A 24,382-nucleotide genomic window follows, 5' to 3' on the forward strand; every position below is an offset into this window, starting at 1 on the left:
AAGTTCCTATACAAACAGAGAGCCTTATAGTAGATTTTGTAGTTGGAAAAAGTGAGACAGAGAGAACGAAAAAACGGAGGAAAACCTAATGCGGAAAAGTAAAATTGTATGTACGATCGGTCCTGCTAGTGAATCGTTGGAGAATATCAAAAAATTGATCTTGGCTGGTATGAATGTGGCCCGTCTGAACTTCTCCCACGGCGATTTTGAAGAGCACGGCAACCGGATCAAAACGATCCGTCAGGCATCTAAAGAACTGGGCAAAACTGTTGCCATCCTGCTCGACACCAAAGGACCGGAGATTCGCACAGGCAAGCTGGAAGTAGAACCGATTGAACTGGTTCAGGACGAGTATCTGACATTGACTACGGAAGAGATCCTTGGCGACCAAAACCGTATTTCCATCACTTACAGCGACCTGCCTAATGATGTTCAAGTAGGCTCGACCATCCTGATCGATGACGGCCTTATCGGACTTACCGTTGTCGACATTCAAGGCACAGAAATCAAGACCCGTATTGTTAACGGCGGTACGATCAAGAGCAAGAAAGGCGTTAACGTACCAGGAGTTGCCATCTCCCTGCCGGGTATTACGGAAAAAGACACCAACGATATCGTTTTTGGGATCGGACAGGACATCGATTTTATCGCCGCTTCCTTCGTTCGCAAAGCTAGCGACGTTCTGGAAATCCGTGCACTGCTTGAGAAGCACAATGCTTCCCATATTCAAATCATCTCCAAAATCGAAAACCAACAAGGTGTTGACAACCTTGATGAAATTTTGGCAGCTTCCGACGGCCTGATGGTTGCCCGCGGCGACCTTGGTGTGGAAATCCCTGCTGAAGATGTGCCTTTGGCTCAAAAGCTGATGATCGAAAAATGTAACATCGCTGGCAAACCGGTAATCACAGCTACACAAATGCTGGATTCCATGCAGCGCAACCCGCGTCCTACCCGCGCTGAAGCGAGTGACGTAGCGAACGCTATCTTCGACGGAACAGATGCAATCATGCTGTCCGGTGAAACTGCTGCCGGGAAATATCCGGTAGAATCCGTTCTCACAATGTCCCGCATTGCTGAGAAAGCTGAATCTGCCCTGAACCACCGTGAAATCTTCATGAAGCAACAAATTGCTCAAGAAACAACGGTTACTGAAGCCATCAGCCAATCCGTAGCGATTTCCGCTCTGGACCTGAACGCTAAAGCTATCATTTCTTCGACTGTAACTGGCCACACTGCACGCGTGGTTTCCAAATACCGTCCTAAATCGCAAATTATTGCCGTAACTACTCAAGAAAGAACTATGCGTCAATTGGCTCTCGTATGGGGCGTAACTCCTGTATTCGGTAAAGAAGCTACTTCGACAGACGAATTGCTGCAAACTGCCCTTAAAGGCGGTAAAGATTCCGGTCTGGTTAAAGCAGGCGATCTTGTTGTAATTACAGCGGGTATCCCACTGGGACGTTCCGGTTCCACAAACCTGGTGAAAGTAGACACCATTCCAGCTGACTAAGCTTAGGAGTCTTCTATAACGCAGATTGTTCTATTCATAAAAAGCAATGGTGGATTCCACCATTGCTTTTTTTTGCTTGATATACGAGGGTCAAATGTATATATTGGATTGAGAGTTTCGGGCAAAATGAACACTAGGAACGTATGAGAATGGGGTTTCTTGTGTTAACGAGAGGCGAGCCCTTATGATATACACGTTTAACTACAAAAGTATCTCCGGCGGAATTGGGGCTTGAAGGGACGGCAACTGCGGTTTTGTTCTGTACCATAATGCCTCCATCGGCTGGAGTGAGCTTAGGGCTTTTGCCGTTGATCGTGCAGCGGCTGAACCGTGTGGGTGTTACCCGGGCAAGCGCGCCTATAGTTCCGCCGACTTGAGGGGCTTCCATGATCCATTCAGCGGAGGACTGCGGGCCTGTGTAATGCTGTATGGTGCGGAAAATCCAGTTCTTGCTGAGATTCCGCAGGGTTATGCGCCATTTGCCGCGGCTGATCTTGGCGATCGTTGCCCGCATGCGGTCTCCGGGAGAGACCGGGAGAGGAATAACCGTCTCCATTGCCGGCAGTATTTCCCACCAGGGATAGTAGCGGACGACTCCATTTATAGACTCATGTGCGGTGCCGGTCTGAATCAGATTGCTGTTTTTGAAGCCGTCGATTCCGATCCAGGCCGAGGAATAGCTGGCTTTGGAAGTGGGCTTGACATAGGGGACAACCCACTCGCCGGAGATCCCCCGGAAGGCTCCTTTTTTGCCTGTGATGGCATATCCGCTCCAGTTGCTGGAGGTCCAGCCGAAGCCCGTGCTTTGAGCTCTACCCTTGTTGGTTTTGTCCGTGAGACAAGGCCGACCGCGCTTTAATTTATAAACTGTGCTCACTTGTTCACCGCCTCTATTAGGTTCTGCTCTATTTAATGCGGCGAAGTCTTGCAAAGGTTGGGTATTCTGTTAAAAAGGATTGGAGAGGAAATATAGCACAAATGGAAAAACTACTGAAGCTGCGCGGCTTTTATCTCTTCCTGGGACTTGCCGGCGGCTCGTTTGGTTCCTATCTGACGCTGTTGCTGAAGTATAACGGAATGGATGTCAGCCAAATTGGTATGATGATGGCGGTGGGAACACTTATTGCCATATGTATTCAGCCTGTATGGGGTCTTATCTCTGACAGGTATAACCAGGCGCGTCTTGTACTTATTCTAAGTGTGGCTGTACCGGCAGTGCTGGCCGTATTCTACCGTTCGGAATATTTCATTGTTCTTCTGATGGTATACACGGTGTCCACGATCTTCTCGTCCACACAGGCCCCTATCGCCGATTCTTACGCCATTGCAGCGGCAAACAGGGCCGGATCCACCTATGGCAGCATCCGGCTGATGATGAGCATAGGAGCGGCTGTAGGGGCCTATGCCGGTGGCCAGTATGTTGAGAGATTTTCAGTCTCTACGATATGGCTCCCGTTCCTGCTCTTAAATTCAGTTGCCGTCATTTTTGCCCTGACCCTGCCCAGACAGGCGGAAGAGAATCATATGATGAGCCAATCGCTGGCTCAAGGGGTCAAAAAACTGCTCGGCAACCGCATCTTCCTGGCTTTTCTAGGGGGCAGCTTCCTGGTGAATCAGACGATGACAGCTTTCGGCACCTATTTTGTGGTGGCCTTCCAATCTGTCGGCGGCTCCACCGGGTATGCCGGAATTGCGCTTTTCCTTGCCTCTGTGACCAACGTGCCCTCCATGCTGTATGCCTCGAAAGTCATCCGTAAGCTGGGACGGGAGCGCACGCTGCTGCTGGGTGCGCTGATCTATGTGCTGCGCTGGGGGATTCAGGTGGCCTTTCCCCATCCTTCGGTGATGATCGGCGTGCAGGTGCTGCACGGTCTGTCATTCGGGCTCTTTTATATTGCTGCTGTTGAATATGTGTCGCAGATTACCTCATCCGAGATGCAGGCAACAGGCCAAAGTGTCTTCAATATCGTATTTTCCGGTTTTGCGGGGATTCTGGGCAATTTGCTGAATGGATTTCTGCTTAGTCAGGGCGGTGTCGGGCTGATGAATGTGTCTTGCATGATAAGTTCTGCCGTCGGGGCAGTTCTGCTCTTCTATGTAGCCAGAAGCTCAAGGAGCAGCGTTCCGAAGACGATGTCCTCGGGCGGAGTTGGCGTCTAGCTGCCGCTTCCGCAAGTTAATACAGAAAGGAGCATATGTTATGGAATCACGTAATCGGGTGCTTTCCAGCCGCTGGCACAGCACGGCTTTCCGCGTGCGTTACCAGGAAACCGATCAAATGGGTGTGGTGTACCACGCCAATTATTTAAGCTGGTTCGAGAGCGGGCGCACCGAGATGTTCCGCGAGCTCGGCTTCGCCTACCGTTCGCTGGAGAACATGGGAGTGCTTCTTCCTGTGACTGCGGCAGATTTGCAATTTAAAAGTCCGGCGCGATATGATGATCTTATCGCCGTGTATGCGCGGCTTAAGGTTTTTTCAGCTTTGAGAGTTGTGTATGAATATGAGGTGCGCCGGATTGAGGAGGATGGGGAAAGTGGCGGCGAAGGTTCTTCGGAACACGGAGAGCTTTCCGCGCTGACTGCTGCCCAGACTCTTCCGGGTGAACTTCTGGTTAGCGGTTCTACCAGTCATGTCTGGCTGAACAAGGACTGGAAGCCGGTAAGGCTGGATCGGGCGCTGCCGGAGCTGTATCAAGCGATAACCGGGGCGCTCAGGGAAGAAGAAGGAGGAGCAGTATGATCAGGAACAAATGGCTGTGGGCTGCCTTGTTTATTATCCCGGCCGTGGAATTATTCGGGTTCATCTATGTCGCTGGTTATCTTGGAGCGCCCAAAACGCTGCTGCTCATTCTGGCTACTTCAGTGATCGGACTGCTTATGATGCGGTTCGAAGGCAAAAAGGTACTGCAGGACAGCAAAATACAAATGCAGGAAGGCAAAGTGCCCGGACGGACGATGCTGGACGGCTTGTGCATTTTTTTCGGCGGCCTGCTGCTGATTCTGCCGGGCTTTGTAACGGATATAATCGGCTTTTCTTTGGTGTTTCCGCTGACCCGGCCGCTGTACCGGGTTTTTCTGCTTAGATGGATTGAGAAGAAAATGAAAAATGGCACCTTCACCTTTTACCGCAGGTAACCGAAACCTGTCTATGCGCTGCTTTGTGTACCAGACGAATAGCATGAACCTAGGAAACGAAACAGAGCGGAAGCCGTCTACTTAGACGGCTTCCGCTCTGTTTCGTTATAAGGGACTGCTTTACAGTTCCCGCAGTACTCCATACACCTAGTTGGACTAATGCAGACGTCCGCTCACAATATAGCTGTGCAGCGCCCGGAACACACCGGCACGGTGGAAGGCGTCAAGGATGACCAGAATAACAGGACCCAGTAGAAGACCGAGCATGCCGAACAGCTGCAGACCGGCGAACATGCCGACCAGCAGGGTAAGCGGGTCCAGCCCGATGCTGCTTGCGAGCACCTTGGGCTCAAGCACCTGGCGGGTCACGAGAATGATCCCATAGAGCACCAGCAATCCGATGGCCAGAGCCAGGTTGCCGGTCATATAGGAGTACAGCGCCCAAGGGAGCAATATAACACCGACGCCAAGGTAAGGGACCAAATCAACGATGCCGACCGTCAGACCGATGGCAAAGGCGGAGTCTACGCCCAGCAGCAGGAGCCCGATAATGACGATAACCCCGGTAACGGAAATCAGCACTAACTGGGCCCGCAGATAGCCGGACAGCGCTTTGCGCAAATCACTCCAAATCTCGGAGACCGGTCTAAGCAGAGGCGCCGGCAGCAATGAAGTTAATTTTGCATTATGGCGATCCCAGCCGGTGCTGAGGAAAAAGGCGGCCAGCACGATCACAATCAGGATGGTTCCCATGCTTGGCAGCGCGGAAATCAGCTTCAGAATCATATTGAAAAAACCGGTGATCAACTGGGTCATGGCGTGGCCCACGGTTTCGGTAGTCCGGCTGATGTTGCTGTCGATAGTGGCATGATAGTCCGGGTTGTCGTGGTAAAACTGGTTGATTTGGTTAATAATATTCTGAATGCTGGCATTGCGGCCCAGCGACAGCAGCAGCTCCCGCCATTGGTCGGTATGGAGATCTAAGGTCTGCAGCAGCACAATCAGCTCTTTCACCAGCCGGGTAATCAGTGCAGTCAGTACAAGGGCCGTACCTCCGATATAGAACAGCAGCGAGAGCGAGACGGCGAGCCAGCCCGGAAGCTTAAAGCCTTTCAGGATCACTACGAGCGGATGAATGATATAGGCGAGCAGCCAGGCCAGGAGGAGCGGATAGAGGAGCGGAAGCAATACATAGATGGCCAGCATCAGCCCCGTAGCGGCGAGAACGACCCAAAGGCCGCGCAGCACTCTTTTTAACACTAGCGTGTCCATCGTTCATCCCTCCACTATTGCTGCTTCCGTATGAAAATAACTGCTCGTCTTATGTATATTCATAGATTGATTTTACAGACTATCAAAAGTCATAAAGCATGAAAACAGGGCAGACTCTATAACCTGAAAGCGCAATCATGAAACAGGAAGATCGGAAGTTTTTTTCTATCTCTCCGATAAAATCATTTGATGCGTGTCAAAGCTTCCACGTTGTTCACATAACCGTCAAAATCCGGTATGATTATTAAAGGTTCTACCCTGAAAGTTGGTTGCAATCTTTAAGGATGTCTTATCGCCTTCTTTTTATGTTTTTAAACCTTTAAAATGTAAATGTTTTCACGATGTTAGAAATGGATTTTATACCCTTGTTCGCAAAGGAGAGATATACTATGACAGCTACTAAAGGCCTGGAAGGCATCGTCGCCACAACTTCTTCAATCAGCTCGATTGTGGATGGCGTCCTCACTTACCGCGGATTTGATATTGATGATCTTGCGGAGAATGCCACCTTTGAAGAAACCGCTTATTTGCTGTGGTTTGGCAATTTGCCTACTACGCCTGAGCTGCAGGCTCTGCGACGTGATCTCAGCGCATTTGCACCGATTCCGGAGCAGGTCATTGCACAAATGAAGCTGTATCCCAAAGAAGCGAACACGATGGCTGCCCTGCGCTCCGCCGTATCAAGTCTCGCGCTCTATGATGAAGCGGCGGATGACATGAGCCGTGAAGCGAATGAAATCAAAGCAGTGAAGCTTCAGGCGCAGATTCCGACCATAGTGGCTGCGCTGGCGCGTATCCGCAAAGGTCTGGAGCCCATTGCACCCAAAGAAGGCTTGTCCATCGCAGAGAATTTTCTCTATATGCTATGGGGCAAACAGCCGGATGTCGTATCCGTCAAGGCACTGGATGCTGCACTGGTGCTGCATGCGGACCATGAGCTGAATGCCTCCACATTTGCCGGCCGCGTGACTGTGGCTACTCTCTCCGATATGTATTCCGGTGTGACGTCTGCGATTGGTGCCCTTAAGGGTCCGCTGCATGGCGGAGCGAATGAGGCCGTAATGAAGATGCTGGAGGAGATCGGCAGTCTGGATGCAGTGGAGCCCTATATTCGCGGGAAGCTGGAGCGCCGTGAGAAAATTATGGGCTTCGGACACCGTGTCTATAAGAATGGGGATCCGCGTGCCAAACATCTGATGAAGATGTCCCACGAGCTGGGCACCATGAAGAATGACACTACACTCTACGATATGTCCGTCAAGATTGAGGAGCTGATCACCGGGCAGAAGGGACTGAAGCCAAACGTGGATTTCTACTCGGCTTCGGTATACACACAGCTTGGCATTGAGCGGGAGTTGTTTACGCCGATTTTTGCCATTAGCCGCGCTTCGGGATGGACAGCGCATATTCTGGAGCAATATGTAGACAACCGGATCATCCGCCCGCGTGCTGAATACACAGGGATGTCCGAACAGAAATACGTTCCCGTTGACGAGAGATAAAGGCGGCCCTTGCGGGCCGCTCCACCCCTCTAGTAGAATGAATGTACGCAAGTGACTAACCAAACTAAACTAAACTTTTTAGGAGGATTCCCCACAAATGTTGAAACTAGAAAAATACGATCTGCCGACAGAAGGCGAACAAATCACGATTGAAGACGGCAAACTGGTGGTTCCGAATCATCCGATTATTCCTTTTATTGAGGGTGACGGCACTGGCCGCGACATTTGGAAAGCCTCCAAACGGGTGCTTGATGAAGCTGTTGCCAAAGCTTACGGCGGTTCAAAGAAAATTGCCTGGTATGAAGTATTTGCCGGCGAAAAGGCCTTCAATACATATGGTGAATGGCTGCCTAATGATACGCTGGAAGCCATTCGTGAATATATTGTAGCTATTAAAGGCCCGCTTACCACTCCAATCGGCGGCGGAATCCGTTCTTTGAATGTGGCGTTGCGCCAGGAATTGGACCTGTATGTATGTTTGCGTCCAGTGCGTTATTTCGATGGCGTGCCTTCACCGGTGAAACATCCGGAGCTGGTGGACATGGTTATTTTCCGTGAGAATACAGAAGACATTTATGCGGGTATCGAGTACCAGGAAGGCTCCGAGGCTGTCAAGAAAGTGATTGAATTCCTGCAGAAGGAAATGGGTGTGAACAAAATCCGCTTCCCGGAAACCTCCGGTATCGGCATCAAGCCAGTGTCTTCCGAAGGCTCGAAGCGCCTCGTGCGCGCTGCAGTTGAATATGCGATCAAGCATGGACGGAAGAGCGTAACGCTTGTGCATAAGGGCAATATCATGAAATTTACCGAAGGTGCGTTTAAGAACTGGGGTTACGAAGTGGCTGAGCAGGAGTTCGGCGACCAAGTATTTACCTGGAACCAATATGATGTCATCAAGGAACGTGATGGTGAAGCTGCGGCCAACGCTGCCCAGAAGGAAGCGGAAGCTGCCGGCAAAATCATCATCAAGGATGCAATTGCCGACATCGCTCTGCAGCAGGTATTGACCCGTCCGACCGATTTCGACGTGATTGCTACGCTGAACTTGAACGGCGACTACTTGTCCGACGCGCTTGCTGCTCAAATCGGCGGCATCGGCATCGCTCCGGGAGCGAACATCAACTATTTAACAGGGCATGCTATCTTTGAAGCAACACATGGTACGGCTCCGAAATATGCCGATAAGGACGTTGTGAACCCGGGTTCGGTCATTCTTTCCGGAGTAATGCTGCTGGAGCATTTGGGCTGGCAGGAAGCGGCTGACCTTATCTACAAAGGAATGAGCACCGCGATCAACAACAAAACGGTGACTTATGATTTTGCCCGTCAAATGGAAGGCGCAACAGAGCTGAAATGCTCTGCGTTTGCCGACGAAATTATCAATAATCTGTAGCCTGTAGGAGGATATCCCTTGGCCATCAAACGTTATAAAATTACAGTCGTGGGTGCCGGCTTCACCGGCGCTACCACGGCGCTTATGCTTGCCCAGAAGGAACTCGGCAACGTGGTGCTGCTGGATATTCCGCAGCTCGAGAACCCGACCAAAGGCAAGGCGCTTGACATGCTGGAAGCCGGCCCTGTGCAGAAGTTCGACAGCCAGATTACGGGAACCTCAAGCTATGAGGATGCTGCGGATTCGGATATCGTGATTATTACGGCAGGCATCGCCCGCAAGCCGGGCATGAGCCGCGATGATCTGGTGAATACCAATGCAGGAATTGTGAAATCGGTCTGCGAAAATGTGAAACGTGTCGCTCCGGAATCAATCGTAATTATATTGAGCAATCCGGTAGATGCGATGACTTATGTGGCTTACAATGCACTGGGCTTCCCCAAAAACCGGGTAATCGGACAATCCGGCGTGCTGGATACGGCCCGCTACTGTACTTTTATCGCCCAAGAGCTTAACGTTTCGGTTGAAGATGTACGCGGCTTTGTGCTGGGTGGACATGGCGATGATATGGTACCGCTCGTACGCTACTCCAGCGTTGGCGGCATTCCGATTGATACGCTGATTTCCGCAGAGCGTATTGCCGAGATTGTACAGCGTACACGAGTCGGCGGCGGCGAGATTGTCAGCCTGCTCGGCAACGGCAGCGCTTATTATGCGCCAGCGGCTTCCTTGGTCCAGATGACAGAAGCGATCCTGAAGGACAAGAAGCGGATTATTCCGGTAATCGCTCTGCTTGAAGGTGAATACGGCTATGATGGGCTGTTCATGGGCATTCCGGCGCTGCTGGGTGCGGACGGTATTGAGAAGGTATATGAACTGGAGCTTACGGCAGAGGAGAAAGCGGCTTTGGATAAGTCGGCAGATTCGGTACGTGCCGTTACTTCAGTAGTTACGATTTGAGCATTAGCCTGCGGGAGCCCCCATTTTAGAAATTAAAATGGGGGTTTTCTTTTCTTCTATTTGTTGGTTATGTATAATTGAAGTGTAACTAAAATCACTGAAAACAATAGAGGAGGTATGTTATGGGTCACTTTTTGTTTTTTCTACATATGATCGGTACATTGGCGCTGGGCTTTTATCTGGTGCTGCCGTTTGTTCTCGGGCGTGTCCAGAAGCTGAGCGTCCCTGCGAGAGAAGGAACGCTTAGTGCAATCGGCGGCTTCAACCGCTTCGCCCAGTACGGTCTCGTCATCCAACTGCTGACTGGCGGCTATATGATGACGAAGGGTGAATATTCGGTGCCGTGGATGATCGTGGTTGTTGTTCTGCTGCTTGCGATGTTTGCACTCGGCGGCATCATCAGCAAACCATTGCGTCTTGCCGCAGCCGGCATGCGCGAGAACCGTGACGTATCCGCAGAGACTGGCAAAATCCGTACCTTAAGCCTGCTGCTCATGGTGGCGCTGGTGCTAATGGTGTTTTTTATGGTGTACAACAGCATTATTTAAGACTTCCCTTCATAGAAAGACTACAGAAAGCCCGCCTCCGGAATGGCAAGGAGAGCGGGCTTTTGGGTGCAGACATTACTTCGGGACAAGTCTATCGGGTACCACCCCGCCATGCCGGTGTCACGGCTCAGCGCAGACAACGGTTTACAGCAGTTCGTTCAGGGAGAAAACATGGCTTTTCTCAAATTCAGCGAGGATTCCCGCCGGAAGCAGGCGTTGAAGCTCGAGCCGGGTACACCATTTATAATCCGAATGCTCTTCGGACAGCTGTACTGCATGGTCTGTGCTCCGGCACAAATAGGTGATAATGACAAGCTGCCTTGCCGGATCGGTTAGAAACGAGGTTGCATACAGCAGATTGCCGACAGTAACCGCAAGTCCGGTCTCCTCGTAAATCTCCCTTTCCAGAGCCGCCTCCAGGTCTTCTCCGAATTCTATTTTCCCGCCCGCACATTCCCAGGTGCCCGCTCCGACAGAATCTCTTGCCGCACGCCGAACAAGCAGAATCCGGCCTCCATGTACAATAACTCCTTTGACAGCAACGATGATGCTGCGAGTGTGTTTGACCATATTGCGTGCTCTCCCCTCTGCGCAGAGTCTGCATAAATCTGCAACTCCATTTGCTGGATTAGTGCTTTCTCTCTAAAGTATATCGCCTTCCCCGGCAAAAACGACTGACATTTTAGTTTGACCGCGCCCAAGGTGTGGTAAGTAACATAACGTAAAGCAAATGAAGAGATGATCTGCAGGTGCATAAACCAGGCACCCTGAGCCAACCCTAAAACGATGAGTAACCAACAGGTACACAGCGAAAGGAGAATGGATCATGCCAGACAACACGCAAACCAAAAAAACACTACCTCCGCAGGTGCAGGACCGCCAGCCCGGAATTGAAAGTGAAATGAATCCGCTGCCGGAGTTCGAGACTTCAGCCTATAAGGCGGCGGGCAAGCTGCTGGGCAAGGCGGCTCTGATTACAGGAGGAGACAGCGGTATTGGCCGGGCGGTTGCCGTTCATTTTGCCAAGGAGGGTGCGGATGTCGTTATTTCCTACCTCAATGAGCATTCCGATGCCGAAGAGACTAAACGCCAGGTGGAGCAAGAGGGGCGGAAGTGCATTCTGATTGCCGGCGATATTGGCGTGGAGGCGTTCTGCCAGGATCTGATCAATAAGACGGTGGAAGGACTCGGCAAGCTGGACATCCTGATTAATAATGCGGCCGAGCAGCATCCGCAGGAGAAGATTGAGGATATTACCTCCGAGCAGCTGGAGCGGACGTTCCGCACGAATATTTTTTCGATGTTCTATTTGACCAAGGCAGCCATGCCTCACCTGAAAAAAGGGTCCACGATCATCAACACGACTTCGATCACAGCCTACCGGGGCAGCCCGCAGCTGCTGGACTATTCGTCCACCAAAGGTGCGATACTCAGCTTTACCCGTTCGCTGTCGATGAATCTGGCGGACAAAGGCATCCGGGTCAATGCCGTAGCGCCGGGACCGATTTGGACACCGCTTATTCCGTCGACCTTTGACGCGAAGAAAGTCAGTGAATTCGGCGGCACGCAGCCAATGAAACGCCCGGGACAACCGGAGGAGCTGGCTCCGGCCTATGTGTATCTGGCTTCCGATGATTCATCTTATGTAAGCGGACAGGTAATGCATGTGAATGGCGGCGAGGTCGTAAACGGCTAAACGCGGTTGCTGATTCCACTGCTATGAATAATTAGAGTCTGGAGCGGACCCTTGGGTTCCGCTCTTTTTGATGCAGGCCTCTTTTAAAGGATGGCTCTTCAAGGAATAATATGTTAGTATATGAAACGTTAAGCGTAATTGAATATGAATTTGTCACTAGGGGTGCCGCAAGGCTGAGACGAACATACCCGTTCGGACCCTTTGAACCTGATCTGGTTTATACCAGCGTAGGGAAGTGGAGAACGAATAACTGCAGCGGGGCTGAATGGCCCGGTATTCCTGTATATATTCCAGACTGCCTCCTTTACGGGGGCGGTCTTTTTTGTATTTGCCGGTAATGCAAAAGAACAGGAGAAGGTGAACGTGTTGAAAGAGATACATTTGATCTCGGATGGAAGGCAGAATCCGGCGCAGTTTGTTCAGCTGGCTGCGGCTGTGCAATTCATAGTGGATTATATCCATCTCCGGGAAAAGGCAATGTCTGCGCGGGAGCTCATAGCTCTAACGGAGCAGCTGATCATAGCGGGGGTTCCGCCTGCCAAGCTGGTGATCAACGACCGGATAGACGTTGCTCTGGCCGCAGGGGCGGGCGGGGTCCAGTTGGCTTGGCACAGCCTGCCGCCTGCCGTAGCGCGCAGCGTAGCACCGGACCTGCGATTGGGAAGGTCGGTGCATTCCCCGGAGGAGGCGGCTGAATCCGGCCGGCAGGGAGCGGACTTCTGCCTGTTCGGGCATGTGTTTCCCTCAGCCTGCAAGCCGGGGCAGCGGGAACGCGGATTGCAGCAGCTGGCTGAGGCTGTCCGCTGCAGCAGCATTCCGCTGATCGCCATAGGCGGAATTGAGCCGGGCAATGCCGGAAAGGTTCTGGCAACGGGTGCTTCCGGAATTGCCGTAATGTCCGGAATATGCAGTGCAGGAGATCCTGTGGCCGCCGCTACAGCCTACAGATCAGCAGTTCAGGCCGTACCTTAAGTCTGAAGCCATGAATAATGCTCCTGCACCAGTTAAAGGAGGTGAGCAAGCATGAATTTGATCGTGAATGGAAAAGGCGGGGCCTATGAAGAGAGCTGCCGGACTGTAGCTGATCTGCTAAGCCGGTCCGAGTGGACCGGGAGACTGGTTATCGTGGAGCTGAACGGTGAGATCGTCGGCAAGGACGTTTATGGAGATACGCTGCTGAGCGAAGGTGACCGCGTAGAGCTGGTCCACTTTGTCGGCGGGGGCTAAAGTGCCAGTGTGTGTTGCCGGATGCAAGAAGCAAGAAGCAAGAGGCAAATGGTATGAGGTGAGTGGTAAGTGGTAGGAAGCAAGAGGCAAGAGGCAAGAAGCAAGAGGTAAGAAGCAGGAAGCAGGAAGCAGGAAGCAGGAAGTAGGAAGCAAGGAGCAAGGGCAGGGGGGAAGATGTAGTAAGCAAGAGTTAAAGGCAAGACGTAAGACGTAAGACATAAGAGGTAAGATAAAAACTCGGCGTATCAGCAACAGAAGCTCCGCATTTTAGCGGGCCACTATCTCAGGAGGCGATTTTATGCAAGATTCTTTCGTTATCGGCGGAATCCCTTTATCCAGCAGGCTGTTTATCGGAACCGGGAAATACAGCCGCAATACCCTTATTCCCGAAGTGATTGCACGCTCGGGTTCTCAGGTCATTACGGTGGCTCTTCGCCGGGTTGATCCGGAGAGTGACGACAACATTGTTATGCATATTCCCTCCCATATGACGTTGCTGCCCAATACCTCCGGCGCGCGCACAGCTGAAGAAGCGGTACGTATTGCCAGACTGGCCAGGGCGGCAGGGCTGGGCAATTGGGTGAAGATCGAGGTCATTAATGATCAGAAATATTTGCTGCCCGATAATATGGAGACAGTTAAAGCCACGGAAATATTGGCTGCAGAGGGTTTCGTTGTACTTCCGTATATGAGTCCCGATCTTTCCGCAGCTATCCGGCTCAAGGCAGCCGGAGCTGCCGCTGTTATGCCGCTGGGTGCGCCCATCGGCTCGAACCGCGGCCTGCAGACCAAGGAGTTGCTGCGGATTCTGATCGCAGAAGTGGATCTTCCGGTGATTGTTGACGCCGGTATTGGCAGACCTTCCGAGGCTGCTGAGGCAATGGAAATGGGCGCATCCGCCGTGCTGCTGAACACGGCAATTGCTACTGCGCGTGATCCGCTTCTGATGGCGGAGGCATTCCGTGAGGCGGTAACCGCAGGGCGCAAGGCTTATCTGGCCGGACTGGGGCCGGTGGAGGAGGCGGCAACGGCCTCTTCGCCGCTGACCGGCTTTTTGTTCTAGTCAATGCAGAGAAGGAAGGGAGGAAGAGCATGAGCTTTTTTGATACGGTGATTCGGTTAGAGCAGCTTCCTTACGAGACTTTATGGAAGCAGTATACTGCGGTGGATGTGAAGCGGGCGCTACGATTGGAACAGCTGGACGAAGACGGGCTGATGGCACTGCTGTCTCCCGCGGCGGAGCCTTACCTGGAGGAAATGGCGCAGAAAGCGCAAAGATTGACACGTACGCACTTCGGGCATGTGATGCAGCTGTTTACGCCGATGTATTTGGCCGATTTTTGCGTGAATCATTGCACTTATTGCAGCTTTAGCTCGATTTATGACTTTCCGCGCAAAAAATTGACACTGGAGGAGGTCAGGCAAGAAGCGGAAACTATCGCCGCCACAGGCCTGCGCCACATTCTGATTTTGACCGGCGAATCCCGGAGTGAAAGTCCGGCCACTTATGTGAGGGAGTGTGTGAAGGTGCTCCGTGACTATTTTTCTTCTGTCAGCATTGAGGTTAATCCGCTCTCTACAGAAGAGTACAATGAACTGAGGGTGGCAGGGGTAGACGGTCTTACCTTGTATCAGGAGGTCTATCATCAGGAGACTTATCGAAAGCTGCATGTGAAGGGTCCGAAGAGAGTCTACCGCAACCGTCTGGATGCGCCCGAACGCGGCTGCCGCGCCGGGTTTCGATCCGTGAATATTGGTGCCCTGCTGGGGATGTACGATTGGCGCCAGGAGGCTCTGGCAACTGCCCTGCATGCCAGATACTTGCAGGACAAGTACCCGGAGTGCGAGATCGGCTTGTCGATTCCCCGTTTTCGCCCGTATCTCGGAGAATTCAATCCGGCAAGTGATGTAACCGACCGTGCGCTGGTGCAGATCATACTGGCTTACCGCCTGTTTCTGCCCCGTGCGGGCATTTCATTGTCCACGCGGGAACCGGCAGCTTTACGCGATCATCTGGTCCATCTCGGCATCACTAAAATGTCCGCAGGAGTATCCACCGAGGTAGGCGGGCATACCCTTGAAGGCGGAACCCCGCAGTTTGAAATATCGGATGGCCGCAAAGTGCATGAAATTACAGAAATGTTGTATGCCAAGGGGCTGCAGCCGGTATTCAAGGACTGGGATATCCTGACAGAGCCGCTCCATTCACCAAAGATTACACCACACCATCAGGTGGACTCCCTGCGTTAATAAATTGGAAGCGATCAAATGCTGCATTCAATCTGCCGAATCTGCCCCGGGTTCACTGCTCATGCCAGCGGACAGCTCGTCCAGCGACATTTCAAACCCTGGAGCCATATGGGCCAGGAAATAATCCATCTCCGGCAGTTCCAGTATGCGCAGCTTTGTCGCGGTCTGCTCTTTGGCAGCGGCGAACTCGCGGTTGCCTGCAGCGACCTCCCAGACGCATTTCAGGTAGGCGTCCAGCACATCCGCTGCTTTGACATAGCGCAGCAGCCCGGCATCCTCTGAGCCGGGCGGGCTGTCCTGCGGCTGCAGGAGCGGCGTGTACACCGCGCTTAGCTCCGGCGGAATCATCGCCGCCAGACGTTCGGCGGCAACCCGCTCCATGTCGCGGAAGCTGGACAGCAGCCGCGGGTTGTTATGTTTCACCGGCGTAGCGATATCGCCGGTGAATACCTCGGAGGCGTCGTGGAACAGCGCCATCACCGCAGCCCGGTCGGCATTTAGCGACCGCCCGAAATGAGCGTTGCCGATCGAGCACAGCATATGGGCCAGCAGGGCTACCTGGAATGAATGCTGCGCCACGTTCTCCGGGGCGGTGCTGCGCATCAGGCTCCAGCGCTGAATATATTGCAGGCGATACAAATAGGCTGAAAAATGGTAGTTCAATTTTTAAGTAACCCCTTTCATGAGCCAATTAATATGATATTATAATAACTAATTGTAACAGAGTTTAGACAACCTGGAACTGATGGAGAGGAGTCCTGAATGAAGATGCAGCATTTTGAAGACAGCATTTATAATCTGATCGTAGAGACCTCCACAAATTTGCCGGGCGATGTGCGCAGGGCGGTAGCGAAGGGGCGCGCGCTGGAAGACAGGGCGACCCGCTCGGGACTTGCTTTGACCACGATTGCACAGAATATCGGAATGGCTGAGCTTCAGGTATCGCCGATCTGTCAGGATACGGGGATGCCGACGTTTATTATTCATACACCTGTAGGCGTTAACCAGATAGAAATGAAAAAAGATATACACAGCGCCATTGTCCGGGCGACCCAAAACGGCAAGCTGCGTCCCAATTCGGTAGATTCGCTTACCGGCGAGAACAGCGGAGACAATCTGGGCGCCGGGACACCGGTAATCCATTTCGAACAATGGGAAGAAGAGGGCGTGGATGTCCGGCTCATCCTGAAGGGCGGCGGCTGCGAGAACAAAAATATCCAATACAGCCTTCCGGCAGAGCTGGAAGGACTGGGCAAAGCTGGCCGTGACCTCGACGGCATCCGCAAATGTATTCTCCATGCCGTCTATCAGGCACAGGGACAGGGCTGCAGTGCGGGCTTCATCGGTGTGGGCATCGGCGGAGACCGCACGACAGGCTATGAGCTGGCCAAGAAGCAGCTGTTCCGTAAGGTGGAGGATATCAACCCGGTAGAGGATCTGGGCAAGCTGGAAGAATATATTATGGAGAATGCCAACAAGCTGGGCATCGGCACGATGGGTTTCGGCGGCGAAGTCACGCTGCTGGGCTGCAAGGTGGGAGTGATGAACCGGCTTCCGGCGAGCTTCTTCGTCTCGGTGGCCTATAATTGCTGGGCCTTCCGCCGCCAGGGCGTGTTGGTTGATCCTGCGACCGGCAAGATCAGGGAATGGCTGTATGAGAGCGGCACGGGGATTTCCGTTGATGATGCTGGAGTACCTTCGCCCGAGCCGGTAGCTGTGCATGCCGCAGGTGCTGCCGGGTCCGGTGTCGTTCCCGGGGATGCCACGATTCCAGGGGCTCCGGCTGTTTTGTCGGCCGCTGAAGCTGCTGAAGGAGCAGGGCAACCTGCAACGGCCGGCGGATCGCGCGAGGTCCGGCTGACGACGCCGATCAGCGAGGAAGATATCCGCAGCCTGCGGGTGGGCGATGTGGTAATCCTGTCCGGGGAAATGCATACCGGCCGCGATGCGCTGCATAAATACCTGATGGACCACGAAACGCCGGTTGATCTGAACGGTGCAGTCATTTATCACTGCGGTCCGGTCATCCTGAAGGATGAGGAAGGCTGGCATGTAAAAGCGGCAGGGCCGACTACAAGCATTCGCGAAGAACCGTACCAAGGGGATATTATTAAGAAATTCGGCATCCGCGCCGTGATCGGCAAAGGCGGAATGGGCCCCAAAACGCTGAAGGCTCTGCAGGAGCATGGCGGCGTATATCTCAACGCTATCGGCGGAGCCGCGCAATATTATGCCGAATGTATCAAGAAGGTCAATGCAGTCGACTTTATGGAATTCGGAATCCCTGAGGCGATGTGGCATTTGCAGGTAGACGGCTTTGCGGCAATCGTAACGATGGATTCGCACGGCAACAGCCTGCATGCTGATGTGGAGAAGGATTCTGCAGCCAAGCTGGCCCAGTTCCGCGAACCTGTGTTCAAATAAGTTATCAGGAAGATAAAGACCACAATAACAGAAGCCAACCTTCATTTTCACTCTGGAGCGAGGCTTCTTTTTTTGCCGATGTTCAGAAGAATTAAGGAGAAAAAACGAAGAAATTTAAATTTCTTGACAAGGCATACGTTTGCATGGTAATTTCTTCTAGAAGGAAACCGGTTTCCCGAATTGCAATGCAGTGAGGCAAGTGATGGAAATGCATGTACAGTCTAACACAGGTTTTGTAAACGCTTTTATGAGAGGGAGATGAGAATGAAACGTAAACCATGGCTTATTCCCGTTCTAATCACGTCCATTGTTCTTTCGATCACGATGAATTTATTTGTGGTCCCGCCGTCGCAGGTTGAAGCCGCCAGCATAGGCACCGTTACCGAAAATGATACGATTTATCAGATTATGGTTGACCGCTTTAATGATGGGGATACAACCAATAATGCCACCGGCGCAGCAATCCGTTACGGGGAGAACTCAGAAGAAGATTTCCGTTATATGAAGGGCGGCGACTGGCAGGGGGTTATCGACAAGCTTCCCTATATTCATAACATGGGATATACGGCAATCTGGATTTCTCCGGTCGCTGAACCACAAATGACGAACCGCGAGAACAACGGTACAGGGAAAAACACGGCTTATCATGGATACAACGTGAAAAACCCCAATGCTGCCAACCCGTATTTCGGGACTAAAGAAAAGCTTAAGGAGCTGGTGGACAGCGCCCATGCTCTGGGAATAAAAGTGATTATTGATGTTGTGCCGAATCATATTGGGGACTATATGCTCGGCAGTCAGGCTTATTATGATATCCCGGCATTGCAGCCAGCTGCCCCTTTTAATAATACATCCTGGTATCATCATAACGGGGATATCAACTGGTCGCTGGCCGACGGAAGATATGATCAGTGGGCTCAGGACTACCTGGAGAATCATGATCTCGGCGGGCTGGATGATATTGATTTCGATGTTCCGGCTGCCAAGCAGGCTGTGTTCAATTCCATCAAGGGCTGGTTTGATTATACAGGGGCAGACGGCGCCCGTGTCGATGCAGCCAAGCTGATGAAACCTACGGACATTGGAGAGCTGCAGAATCTGCTGAACGTCAATACCTTCGGCGAGAACTTTGACGGCAATGCCGAATTTGTCTCCCGCTGGGTGGGTAATAACAAGGAATGGGGAATGCTCGACTTCCCGTTGTTTTTCTCCGTGCTGAACAGCTTCGCCTATGGTCAGTCTTTCGAGTCCAATATCAAAAGTACGCTGGCGCTCGATTCCCTTTACAATGGAAATGCTAACCATATGGTCACCTTTATAGATAATCATGACCGCAACCGTTTCCTGACAGAAGCCGGAGGAAACGTCGAGAAGCTGCAAAATGCTTTGTCCTTTATTTTCACTGTACGCGGAACCCCGGTGGTCTTCCAGGGCACAGAGCAGAATAAGGGCAACGGCAACGGCCAGATTATGACCGGCGGAATCGCCGATACCTGGAACCGCTGGTCGATGGTGAAACGGGATGCAAGCGGCAATGTGATTCAGAACTATTTTAATGAAGACGCGAGCACCTTCAAGCATATCGCCAAGCTGAATGAAATCCGCAAAAATAACCCGGCTCTGCGCACCGGCACCCAGCGTGAAATGTGGTCTGCCCAGAACCTGTACGCGTTCTCGCGCCGCATTGACACCGGAGCCAATGTCGGCCAGGAGGTCATCTCTGTATTCAGCAATGCCTCGAACGGTTCGCAGACCCTCACTATCCCGCTGCGCGCTGAAAGCACACTGACTGCTGGAACGGTTCTGCTGAACCAGTTCAATACGTCTGACAAAGTGACAGTGCAAGCGGGAGGAGCAACGGGCAAGCAAATCACAGTAACTGTGGGCGCAAATACAGCCAAAGTCTACTCCAAAACACAGCCTGTTTCAGAAAACGAACCTCCGTCTGTGCCAACCAATGTGACAGCCACTGTGCAAAATGCATCCAGTGTACTGGTAAGCTGGACAGCGTCAACGGACAACGTTGGGGTAACTGGCTATGAGGTTTACCGCAATGGTGTCAAGGTTGGGACTACTACTACCCCATCTTATACGGATAACGGGTTAGCGGGTAATACCAGCTATTCTTATACAATAAAAGCTTTTGATGCTGCATCCAATCTGTCGGGATTCAGCTTAGCCGCTCTAGTTGTTACACCTGCGGGGAACAATGTGACGATCTACTATAAGCAGGGCTATACCACACCGTATATCCATTACCGTCCGGCCGGAGGGACCTGGACGACGGCACCTGGCGTAGCCATACCGGCAGCAGAAGTGGCAGGCTACAATAAAATAACGGTCAATATCGGTGCTGCTACCCAGCTTGAGGCCTGCTTCAACAACGGAAGCAGCACATGGGACAGCAACGGCGGCAGCAATTATTTCTTCGGCACCGGCACCTGGACCTATACACCGACTGGAAATATCCAATCCGGCGGACCCGTGGCGCCGACAGCTACACCAACGGTGACACCGACTCCAACGCCGACAGCTACACCGACGGTGACACCTACGCCAACACCGACAGCCACACCGACGGTGACGCCAACACCAACGCCGACTGCAACAGCAACGCCAACAGCAACGGTGACGCCAACAGCGACACCTGTGGGCAATACGGCGACGATCTATTACAAGAATGCAGCTTTCAGCAATTCCTATATCCATTACAAGCTGGACGGTTCAACGACCTGGACGACCACGCCAGGCGTGCAGATGGAGTCATCCTCCTATGCGGGTTATAAAGTACTAGAGATTCCGCTGGGCAATGCGGCGGGTCTGACCGCTGCCTTTAATAATGGCAGCGGCACATGGGACAGCAACGGCGGCAACAATTATCACTTTGGTGCGGGGAGCTCGAGTCTGGTGAACGGCAGCTTGTCGGCTGGAGAACCGCAGGCTGACAGCGTGACGTTCCGGGTCAGTGTTCCGGGTACTACGCCTGCAAGCGGACCGGTGTATCTGACCGGCTCCTTTAACAGCTGGAACGCAGCGGACCCTGCTTACCAGCTGACCAAGGGAAGCGACGGCGTATATTCGATTACACTCAGCCTGCCTGCAGGAACTGCTGTGCAGTATAAGCTGACCCGCGGAAGCTGGGCGGCCGTAGAAACCGCCTCAGGCGGTACGGACATCGCCAACCGGACACTGACACCGGCAGGCGGAGCGCAGACAGTCACGCTGACCGTGCAGCGCTGGAAGGATCAATAACAGCTGCCATTAAATCTCTGCCACACTAATCGGTTTCCAAATGGATGTTTAAAAACAAGGAGCGGCTCCCCGGGAGGCCGCTCCTTGTTTTTAGTTCTGCAATCTCAAGCTCAGAACAGCTCATGGCTAAGCTAATTCCGGACAACATGTCTTAACGTGGATTCCCGGGCTATAAGCTCCGGTTCCAGCAGCAGCTGTCGTGATCCCGTATTTTTGCTCTGGATAAGATCCATCAGCCATTGGCCGGAGGTTACCCCAAGCTTGAAGGTATCTATATTCAATGAGGTCAGGGGAGGTGTGGTGTATCGGGAGAAAGGATATTCATCAAAAGCGGCCACACCGAGCTGTGCGGGGATTGCGATGCCTAGCTCGCGGGCGGCTCTTAGCACGCCGAAGGCGACATAATTGGTCATACATACGATGCAGTCGGGCCGGTCACCACCCTGCAGAAGCTGCATGGCGGCGCGGTAGCCTTCATGCTCGTCGGCTTGCCCATTCACAATTAATCTTTCCGGGGCGGACCTGTCTGCCTGGTTCAAAGCCTTAAGATAGCCGTTTAAGCGGGAGGTGAAGATTCGCTCATGCGGCTCTCCGCCAATGAAAGCGGGCTGGGAGTAGCCCTGCTCCAGCAGGTGGCGTGTCAGCATTCTGCCGCCGGCTTCATTATCGAAATCCACCCAGCTGGCCGGATCGTTGCTTTCGCCAATGGAGATGTAGGGAAATCCAAGCTGATCGAGCTGCGCGGAAAGTTCTTCCGTCAGAACTGAATTGTTAGCGATAATTCCGTCGACACGCTGATTGTAGACCAGTCTGTTCAGGAAATCTCCCTCTTCATCATTATGCTGCACATTGCAGAGGGTCAGCTCATATTTCAGCGGACCGATCACGCTCTCTATTCCACCTATAATGTTATAGAAGAATTGATTCAGAAATTCGCTTCCTTTGGACATGTCAACCAGCAGCCCCACGGTATTACTGCTCTGCCTGGCAAGACCGGTGGCGATGCTGCTCGGGGTATAGTTCATTCGTTTCATAATTTCACGGACTCTGCGTTTGGTGTCCTGCGAAATTTTCGGAGAATCGTTCAGTACCTTGGAGACAGTAGACTTGGCGACATTGGCGGCTTTTGCAACATCCGAAATCGTTACTTTCATTAGATTTCCCTCTCGAATTTAACAGGTTTTGTAATGATAATACCATAAATCGGGTGGAGCCTTAATGTTTTACGTCTCTGCTGGAAGCACATGCTGTCCTATTTTTACACTGCGTTGATAATTGCCTGGAGAACTGGTATTTTAGCCAAAATGGAGGTAGGATGTTCTCAATGACATAATGACAAGGAAGAGGATTTTCAGATGAAACCGTTTCGTATCCGGCTTACTTTTATACTGATGACTATGATCGGGATTTCCATGATCGGCGCCGGACTTACCATGGCCCAATTGTTTAAGGACTCCCATATTGCGGCCCTGGAGGAAAACATGTCCCGGGAAATAAAGCTGCTCTCCGGAACGCTTCAGTTTGCCGATATGAACAGCTCCGGCGCATTGAATTTCTATACGGAGCAGGCCAAGCATATCTCTAAGCTGACCAATTCCCGGATCACCTTCATTACCAAGGACGGCAAGGTCATCGGCGATTCGGAGAAGGATCCGCTGCAAATGGACAATCACTCCACCCGTGAGGAGGAAGTGCTGGCCGCCAAGGAAGGAATCGGACGGGCGATCCGTTACAGTGATACACTCGACCGGCAAATGCTGTATGTAGCCGGAGCTGTAGTCTCGGATCAGGGGTTCGACGGTTATATCCGGCTCTCCATGGAGCTGAACGCGGTGACGGAAGGACTCAGCCGGGCTTGGCTGATTATGGCCGGGGGACTGGTTCTGCTGTTTATTGCAGCAACCCTGGTGAGCTACAAGGTGGCTTCAAGCATGACCTCTCCGCTGGAGCAGATTACACGAGTGGCCCGGCGTATTACCGACCTGGATTATGATGCCCGAGTGCCGATGAAGCGTAAGGATGAGATCGGTCAGCTTGCCACAGCAATCAATGCCATGGCCGACAGCCTGCAGACCCAGCTGAAGACGATCCGTGACAACGAGGATTTGCTGCAGAGCGTGCTGGATAATATGACCGGCGGCATTGTGATGATCAATGCGGAGGGCGAGATCGCGCTGCTGAACCGGGCATCGGAACATCTGCTGGACGTGAAGAACAGTGAAATGGCCGGTTATTCCTACAAGGAAATTAAGCATCATTATGAGCTTACCCGATTGATTGACGAGGGAGTTACCCGTAAGGAGGCAATCCACGAGGAGCGGAGCATTTATAACCCGGCCGAGCGGATCGTCCGGCTTGACGGCGTACCGATGATGCAGGATGGCTCTTACCGGGGCATGTTGTTCCTGCTGCAGGAGGTGACGGAAATCCGCCGTCTGGAGAAGATGCGCAGTGAGTTCGTGGCCAACGTCTCACATGAGCTGAAGACACCGGTGGCTGCGGTAAAAGGATTTGCCGAGACCCTGCTTGGAGGCGGCGTTACGGATGAGAAGACGGCACGTTCTTTCCTGCAGATTATTTATGATGAGAATGAACGGTTGAACCGGTTAATCGGGGATATTCTGGAATTGTCCAAAATCGAATCGAAGCGCGTGCAGCTCGAATGCTCTCCTGTCCATTTAATTGAATTTTTTGATTCCGTACTGGGGACGCTCAGCAAAGTGGCAGAAAAGAAAAAAATCAGCCTCAGTGCAAATGTGCCGAACGAGCTGTTCGTCGAGGGTGACGAAGACAAGCTGCGCCAGATCTTTATGAATCTGCTCTCCAATGCAATCAATTACACGCATGATGGGGGAAGTGTGAAAGTAACCGTCGTCAACGGCCATAAAGCGGACGGCACGGAAACGGTTGTCTTTACCGTCAGCGATACCGGCATGGGCATTCCCCGCAAGGATTTGCCGCGGATTTTTGAACGCTTTTACCGGGTGGATAAGGCGAGATCGAGAAGCTCTGGCGGAACCGGCCTCGGATTGTCAATCGTGAAGCATCTGGTGGAGCTGCATCGCGGTTCGATTACGGTGGAGAGTGATCTCGGCATCGGCAGCTCGTTTATTCTGGAATTGCCGCTGCTGCAGGAGCAGGCAGAATAGGATGAAGCCCCGTTTACAGCTGGACACGCTCCCGGCAGTGCGTTTTCAAATTTGCCAGTGA

At 52.4% G+C, this 24,382-nt stretch carries 21 protein-coding genes and 1 riboswitch; of the genes, 16 read left to right on the forward strand and 5 right to left on the reverse strand.

Annotated elements, in window-relative coordinates:
- Positions 1-88 precede the first annotated feature (88 nt).
- The gene (gene pyk, locus MHI45_RS29575; protein ID WP_038588922.1) at positions 89-1,513 is read left to right on the forward strand and encodes a pyruvate kinase; all 1,425 of its coding nucleotides are present in this window, start codon (positions 89-91) and stop codon (positions 1,511-1,513) included.
- A gap of 133 nt (positions 1,514-1,646) precedes the next feature.
- Here pyk and MHI45_RS29580 read toward each other — a convergent pair whose 3' ends face one another.
- On the reverse strand, positions 1,647-2,390 hold the full coding sequence (locus MHI45_RS29580; protein ID WP_076110663.1) for a G1 family glutamic endopeptidase: 744 nt from the start codon (positions 2,388-2,390) through the stop codon (positions 1,647-1,649).
- Between the two features lie 101 nt (positions 2,391-2,491).
- Here MHI45_RS29580 and MHI45_RS29585 point away from each other — a divergent pair, with 101 nt between their 5' ends.
- The 3 genes from MHI45_RS29585 to MHI45_RS29595 are packed head-to-tail and all read left to right on the forward strand — an operon-like array spanning position 2,492 to position 4,648.
- The gene (locus MHI45_RS29585) at positions 2,492-3,673 is read left to right on the forward strand and encodes an MFS transporter (protein WP_076110662.1); all 1,182 of its coding nucleotides are present in this window, start codon (positions 2,492-2,494) and stop codon (positions 3,671-3,673) included.
- Positions 3,674-3,713: 40 nt separating this feature from the next.
- A complete protein-coding gene (locus MHI45_RS29590) occupies positions 3,714-4,253 on the forward strand; it encodes an acyl-CoA thioesterase (RefSeq protein ID WP_076110661.1) in 540 nt (179 codons plus the stop codon).
- Complete coding sequence (locus tag MHI45_RS29595; RefSeq protein ID WP_076110660.1) at positions 4,250-4,648, forward strand: FxsA family protein; 399 nt, start codon at positions 4,250-4,252, stop codon at positions 4,646-4,648. The genes MHI45_RS29590 and MHI45_RS29595 overlap by 4 nt, the downstream gene beginning before the upstream one ends.
- A 156-nt stretch (positions 4,649-4,804) precedes the next feature.
- On the opposite strand, the gene ytvI is transcribed toward MHI45_RS29595, so the two are convergent.
- Positions 4,805-5,920, reverse strand: a complete 1,116-nt coding sequence (gene ytvI, locus MHI45_RS29600) for a sporulation integral membrane protein YtvI (RefSeq protein WP_076110659.1) — start codon at positions 5,918-5,920, stop codon at positions 4,805-4,807.
- A 389-nt stretch (positions 5,921-6,309) separates the two neighbouring features.
- Between ytvI and MHI45_RS29605 the strand changes: the two genes are divergently transcribed.
- The 4 genes from MHI45_RS29605 (at position 6,310) to MHI45_RS29620 (ending at position 10,323) form a co-directional block, all read left to right on the forward strand.
- A complete protein-coding gene (locus tag MHI45_RS29605) occupies positions 6,310-7,422 on the forward strand; it encodes a citrate/2-methylcitrate synthase (RefSeq protein ID WP_076110658.1) in 1,113 nt (370 codons plus the stop codon).
- A gap of 97 nt (positions 7,423-7,519) precedes the next feature.
- Positions 7,520-8,815 (forward strand): NADP-dependent isocitrate dehydrogenase, encoded by a 1,296-nt coding sequence (icd, locus tag MHI45_RS29610; RefSeq protein WP_076110657.1) that lies wholly within the window; start codon positions 7,520-7,522, stop codon positions 8,813-8,815.
- Positions 8,816-8,833: 18 nt separating this feature from the next.
- A complete protein-coding gene (mdh, locus tag MHI45_RS29615) occupies positions 8,834-9,775 on the forward strand; it encodes a malate dehydrogenase (RefSeq protein WP_076110656.1) in 942 nt (313 codons plus the stop codon).
- Positions 9,776-9,897: 122 nt separating this feature from the next.
- Positions 9,898-10,323, forward strand: a complete 426-nt coding sequence (locus MHI45_RS29620) for a hypothetical protein (protein ID WP_038588945.1) — start codon at positions 9,898-9,900, stop codon at positions 10,321-10,323.
- A 144-nt stretch (positions 10,324-10,467) separates the two neighbouring features.
- On the opposite strand, the gene MHI45_RS29625 is transcribed toward MHI45_RS29620, so the two are convergent.
- On the reverse strand, positions 10,468-10,893 hold the full coding sequence (locus MHI45_RS29625) for an NUDIX hydrolase (RefSeq protein WP_341118445.1): 426 nt from the start codon (positions 10,891-10,893) through the stop codon (positions 10,468-10,470).
- Between the two features lie 256 nt (positions 10,894-11,149).
- On the opposite strand from MHI45_RS29625, the gene MHI45_RS29630 reads away from it, so the two are divergent.
- From MHI45_RS29630 to thiH, 5 genes are all read left to right on the forward strand, one after another.
- The gene (locus tag MHI45_RS29630; RefSeq protein ID WP_076110654.1) at positions 11,150-12,019 is read left to right on the forward strand and encodes an SDR family oxidoreductase; all 870 of its coding nucleotides are present in this window, start codon (positions 11,150-11,152) and stop codon (positions 12,017-12,019) included.
- Between the two features lie 148 nt (positions 12,020-12,167).
- Positions 12,168-12,270: riboswitch (TPP riboswitch) on the forward strand.
- A 112-nt stretch (positions 12,271-12,382) separates the two neighbouring features.
- On the forward strand, positions 12,383-12,991 hold the full coding sequence (locus tag MHI45_RS29635; protein ID WP_341118446.1) for a thiamine phosphate synthase: 609 nt from the start codon (positions 12,383-12,385) through the stop codon (positions 12,989-12,991).
- 51 nt (positions 12,992-13,042) lie between these two features.
- The gene (thiS, locus tag MHI45_RS29640; RefSeq protein ID WP_341118447.1) at positions 13,043-13,246 is read left to right on the forward strand and encodes a sulfur carrier protein ThiS; all 204 of its coding nucleotides are present in this window, start codon (positions 13,043-13,045) and stop codon (positions 13,244-13,246) included.
- Positions 13,247-13,544: 298 nt separating this feature from the next.
- Positions 13,545-14,309, forward strand: a complete 765-nt coding sequence (locus tag MHI45_RS29645) for a thiazole synthase (protein ID WP_340899465.1) — start codon at positions 13,545-13,547, stop codon at positions 14,307-14,309.
- A 29-nt stretch (positions 14,310-14,338) separates the two neighbouring features.
- Positions 14,339-15,496: a 2-iminoacetate synthase ThiH gene (gene thiH, locus MHI45_RS29650; RefSeq protein ID WP_340899464.1), complete on the forward strand. Its 1,158-nt coding sequence runs from the start codon at positions 14,339-14,341 to the stop codon at positions 15,494-15,496.
- A 27-nt stretch (positions 15,497-15,523) separates the two neighbouring features.
- On the opposite strand, the gene yfbR is transcribed toward thiH, so the two are convergent.
- Positions 15,524-16,159, reverse strand: a complete 636-nt coding sequence (gene yfbR, locus MHI45_RS29655; RefSeq protein ID WP_341118448.1) for a 5'-deoxynucleotidase — start codon at positions 16,157-16,159, stop codon at positions 15,524-15,526.
- A 105-nt stretch (positions 16,160-16,264) separates the two neighbouring features.
- Between yfbR and MHI45_RS29660 the strand changes: the two genes are divergently transcribed.
- On the forward strand, positions 16,265-17,920 hold the full coding sequence (locus tag MHI45_RS29660) for a fumarate hydratase (protein ID WP_341119132.1): 1,656 nt from the start codon (positions 16,265-16,267) through the stop codon (positions 17,918-17,920).
- A gap of 264 nt (positions 17,921-18,184) precedes the next feature.
- Positions 18,185-21,172: a carbohydrate binding domain-containing protein gene (locus MHI45_RS29665; RefSeq protein ID WP_341118449.1), complete on the forward strand. Its 2,988-nt coding sequence runs from the start codon at positions 18,185-18,187 to the stop codon at positions 21,170-21,172.
- Positions 21,173-21,303: 131 nt separating this feature from the next.
- Here MHI45_RS29665 and MHI45_RS29670 read toward each other — a convergent pair whose 3' ends face one another.
- Positions 21,304-22,326 (reverse strand): LacI family DNA-binding transcriptional regulator, encoded by a 1,023-nt coding sequence (locus tag MHI45_RS29670; RefSeq protein ID WP_341118450.1) that lies wholly within the window; start codon positions 22,324-22,326, stop codon positions 21,304-21,306.
- Between the two features lie 201 nt (positions 22,327-22,527).
- Here MHI45_RS29670 and pnpS point away from each other — a divergent pair, with 201 nt between their 5' ends.
- Positions 22,528-24,321 carry a two-component system histidine kinase PnpS gene (gene pnpS, locus MHI45_RS29675; RefSeq protein ID WP_076110647.1) on the forward strand — a complete coding sequence of 598 codons (1,794 nt, stop codon included), beginning with the start codon at positions 22,528-22,530 and terminating at the stop codon, positions 24,319-24,321.
- Positions 24,322-24,382 lie beyond the last annotated feature (61 nt).

It is taken from the genome of Paenibacillus sp. FSL H3-0321, assembly GCF_038002865.1.
GTDB lineage: Bacteria > Bacillota > Bacilli > Paenibacillales > Paenibacillaceae > Paenibacillus_AQ.

Bases quoted from the DNA above. Each gene is read 5' to 3' on its own strand.
- pnpS (WP_076110647.1), top strand. From the start codon at position 22,528: ATGAAACCGTTTCGTATCCGGCTTACTTTTATACTGATGACTATGATC.
- pyk (WP_038588922.1), top strand. From the start codon at position 89: ATGCGGAAAAGTAAAATTGTATGTACGATCGGTCCTGCTAGTGAATCG.
- MHI45_RS29625 (WP_341118445.1), bottom strand. From the start codon at position 10,893: ATGGTCAAACACACTCGCAGCATCATCGTTGCTGTCAAAGGAGTTATT.
- MHI45_RS29620 (WP_038588945.1), top strand. From the start codon at position 9,898: ATGGGTCACTTTTTGTTTTTTCTACATATGATCGGTACATTGGCGCTG.
- thiS (WP_341118447.1), top strand. From the start codon at position 13,043: ATGAATTTGATCGTGAATGGAAAAGGCGGGGCCTATGAAGAGAGCTGC.
- icd (WP_076110657.1), top strand. From the start codon at position 7,520: ATGTTGAAACTAGAAAAATACGATCTGCCGACAGAAGGCGAACAAATC.
- MHI45_RS29595 (WP_076110660.1), top strand. From the start codon at position 4,250: ATGATCAGGAACAAATGGCTGTGGGCTGCCTTGTTTATTATCCCGGCC.
- MHI45_RS29585 (WP_076110662.1), top strand. From the start codon at position 2,492: ATGGAAAAACTACTGAAGCTGCGCGGCTTTTATCTCTTCCTGGGACTT.
- MHI45_RS29605 (WP_076110658.1), top strand. From the start codon at position 6,310: ATGACAGCTACTAAAGGCCTGGAAGGCATCGTCGCCACAACTTCTTCA.
- MHI45_RS29590 (WP_076110661.1), top strand. From the start codon at position 3,714: ATGGAATCACGTAATCGGGTGCTTTCCAGCCGCTGGCACAGCACGGCT.
- ytvI (WP_076110659.1), bottom strand. From the start codon at position 5,920: ATGGACACGCTAGTGTTAAAAAGAGTGCTGCGCGGCCTTTGGGTCGTT.
- MHI45_RS29665 (WP_341118449.1), top strand. From the start codon at position 18,185: ATGAAACGTAAACCATGGCTTATTCCCGTTCTAATCACGTCCATTGTT.
- thiH (WP_340899464.1), top strand. From the start codon at position 14,339: ATGAGCTTTTTTGATACGGTGATTCGGTTAGAGCAGCTTCCTTACGAG.
- MHI45_RS29630 (WP_076110654.1), top strand. From the start codon at position 11,150: ATGCCAGACAACACGCAAACCAAAAAAACACTACCTCCGCAGGTGCAG.
- MHI45_RS29670 (WP_341118450.1), bottom strand. From the start codon at position 22,326: ATGAAAGTAACGATTTCGGATGTTGCAAAAGCCGCCAATGTCGCCAAG.
- MHI45_RS29660 (WP_341119132.1), top strand. From the start codon at position 16,265: ATGCAGCATTTTGAAGACAGCATTTATAATCTGATCGTAGAGACCTCC.
- MHI45_RS29645 (WP_340899465.1), top strand. From the start codon at position 13,545: ATGCAAGATTCTTTCGTTATCGGCGGAATCCCTTTATCCAGCAGGCTG.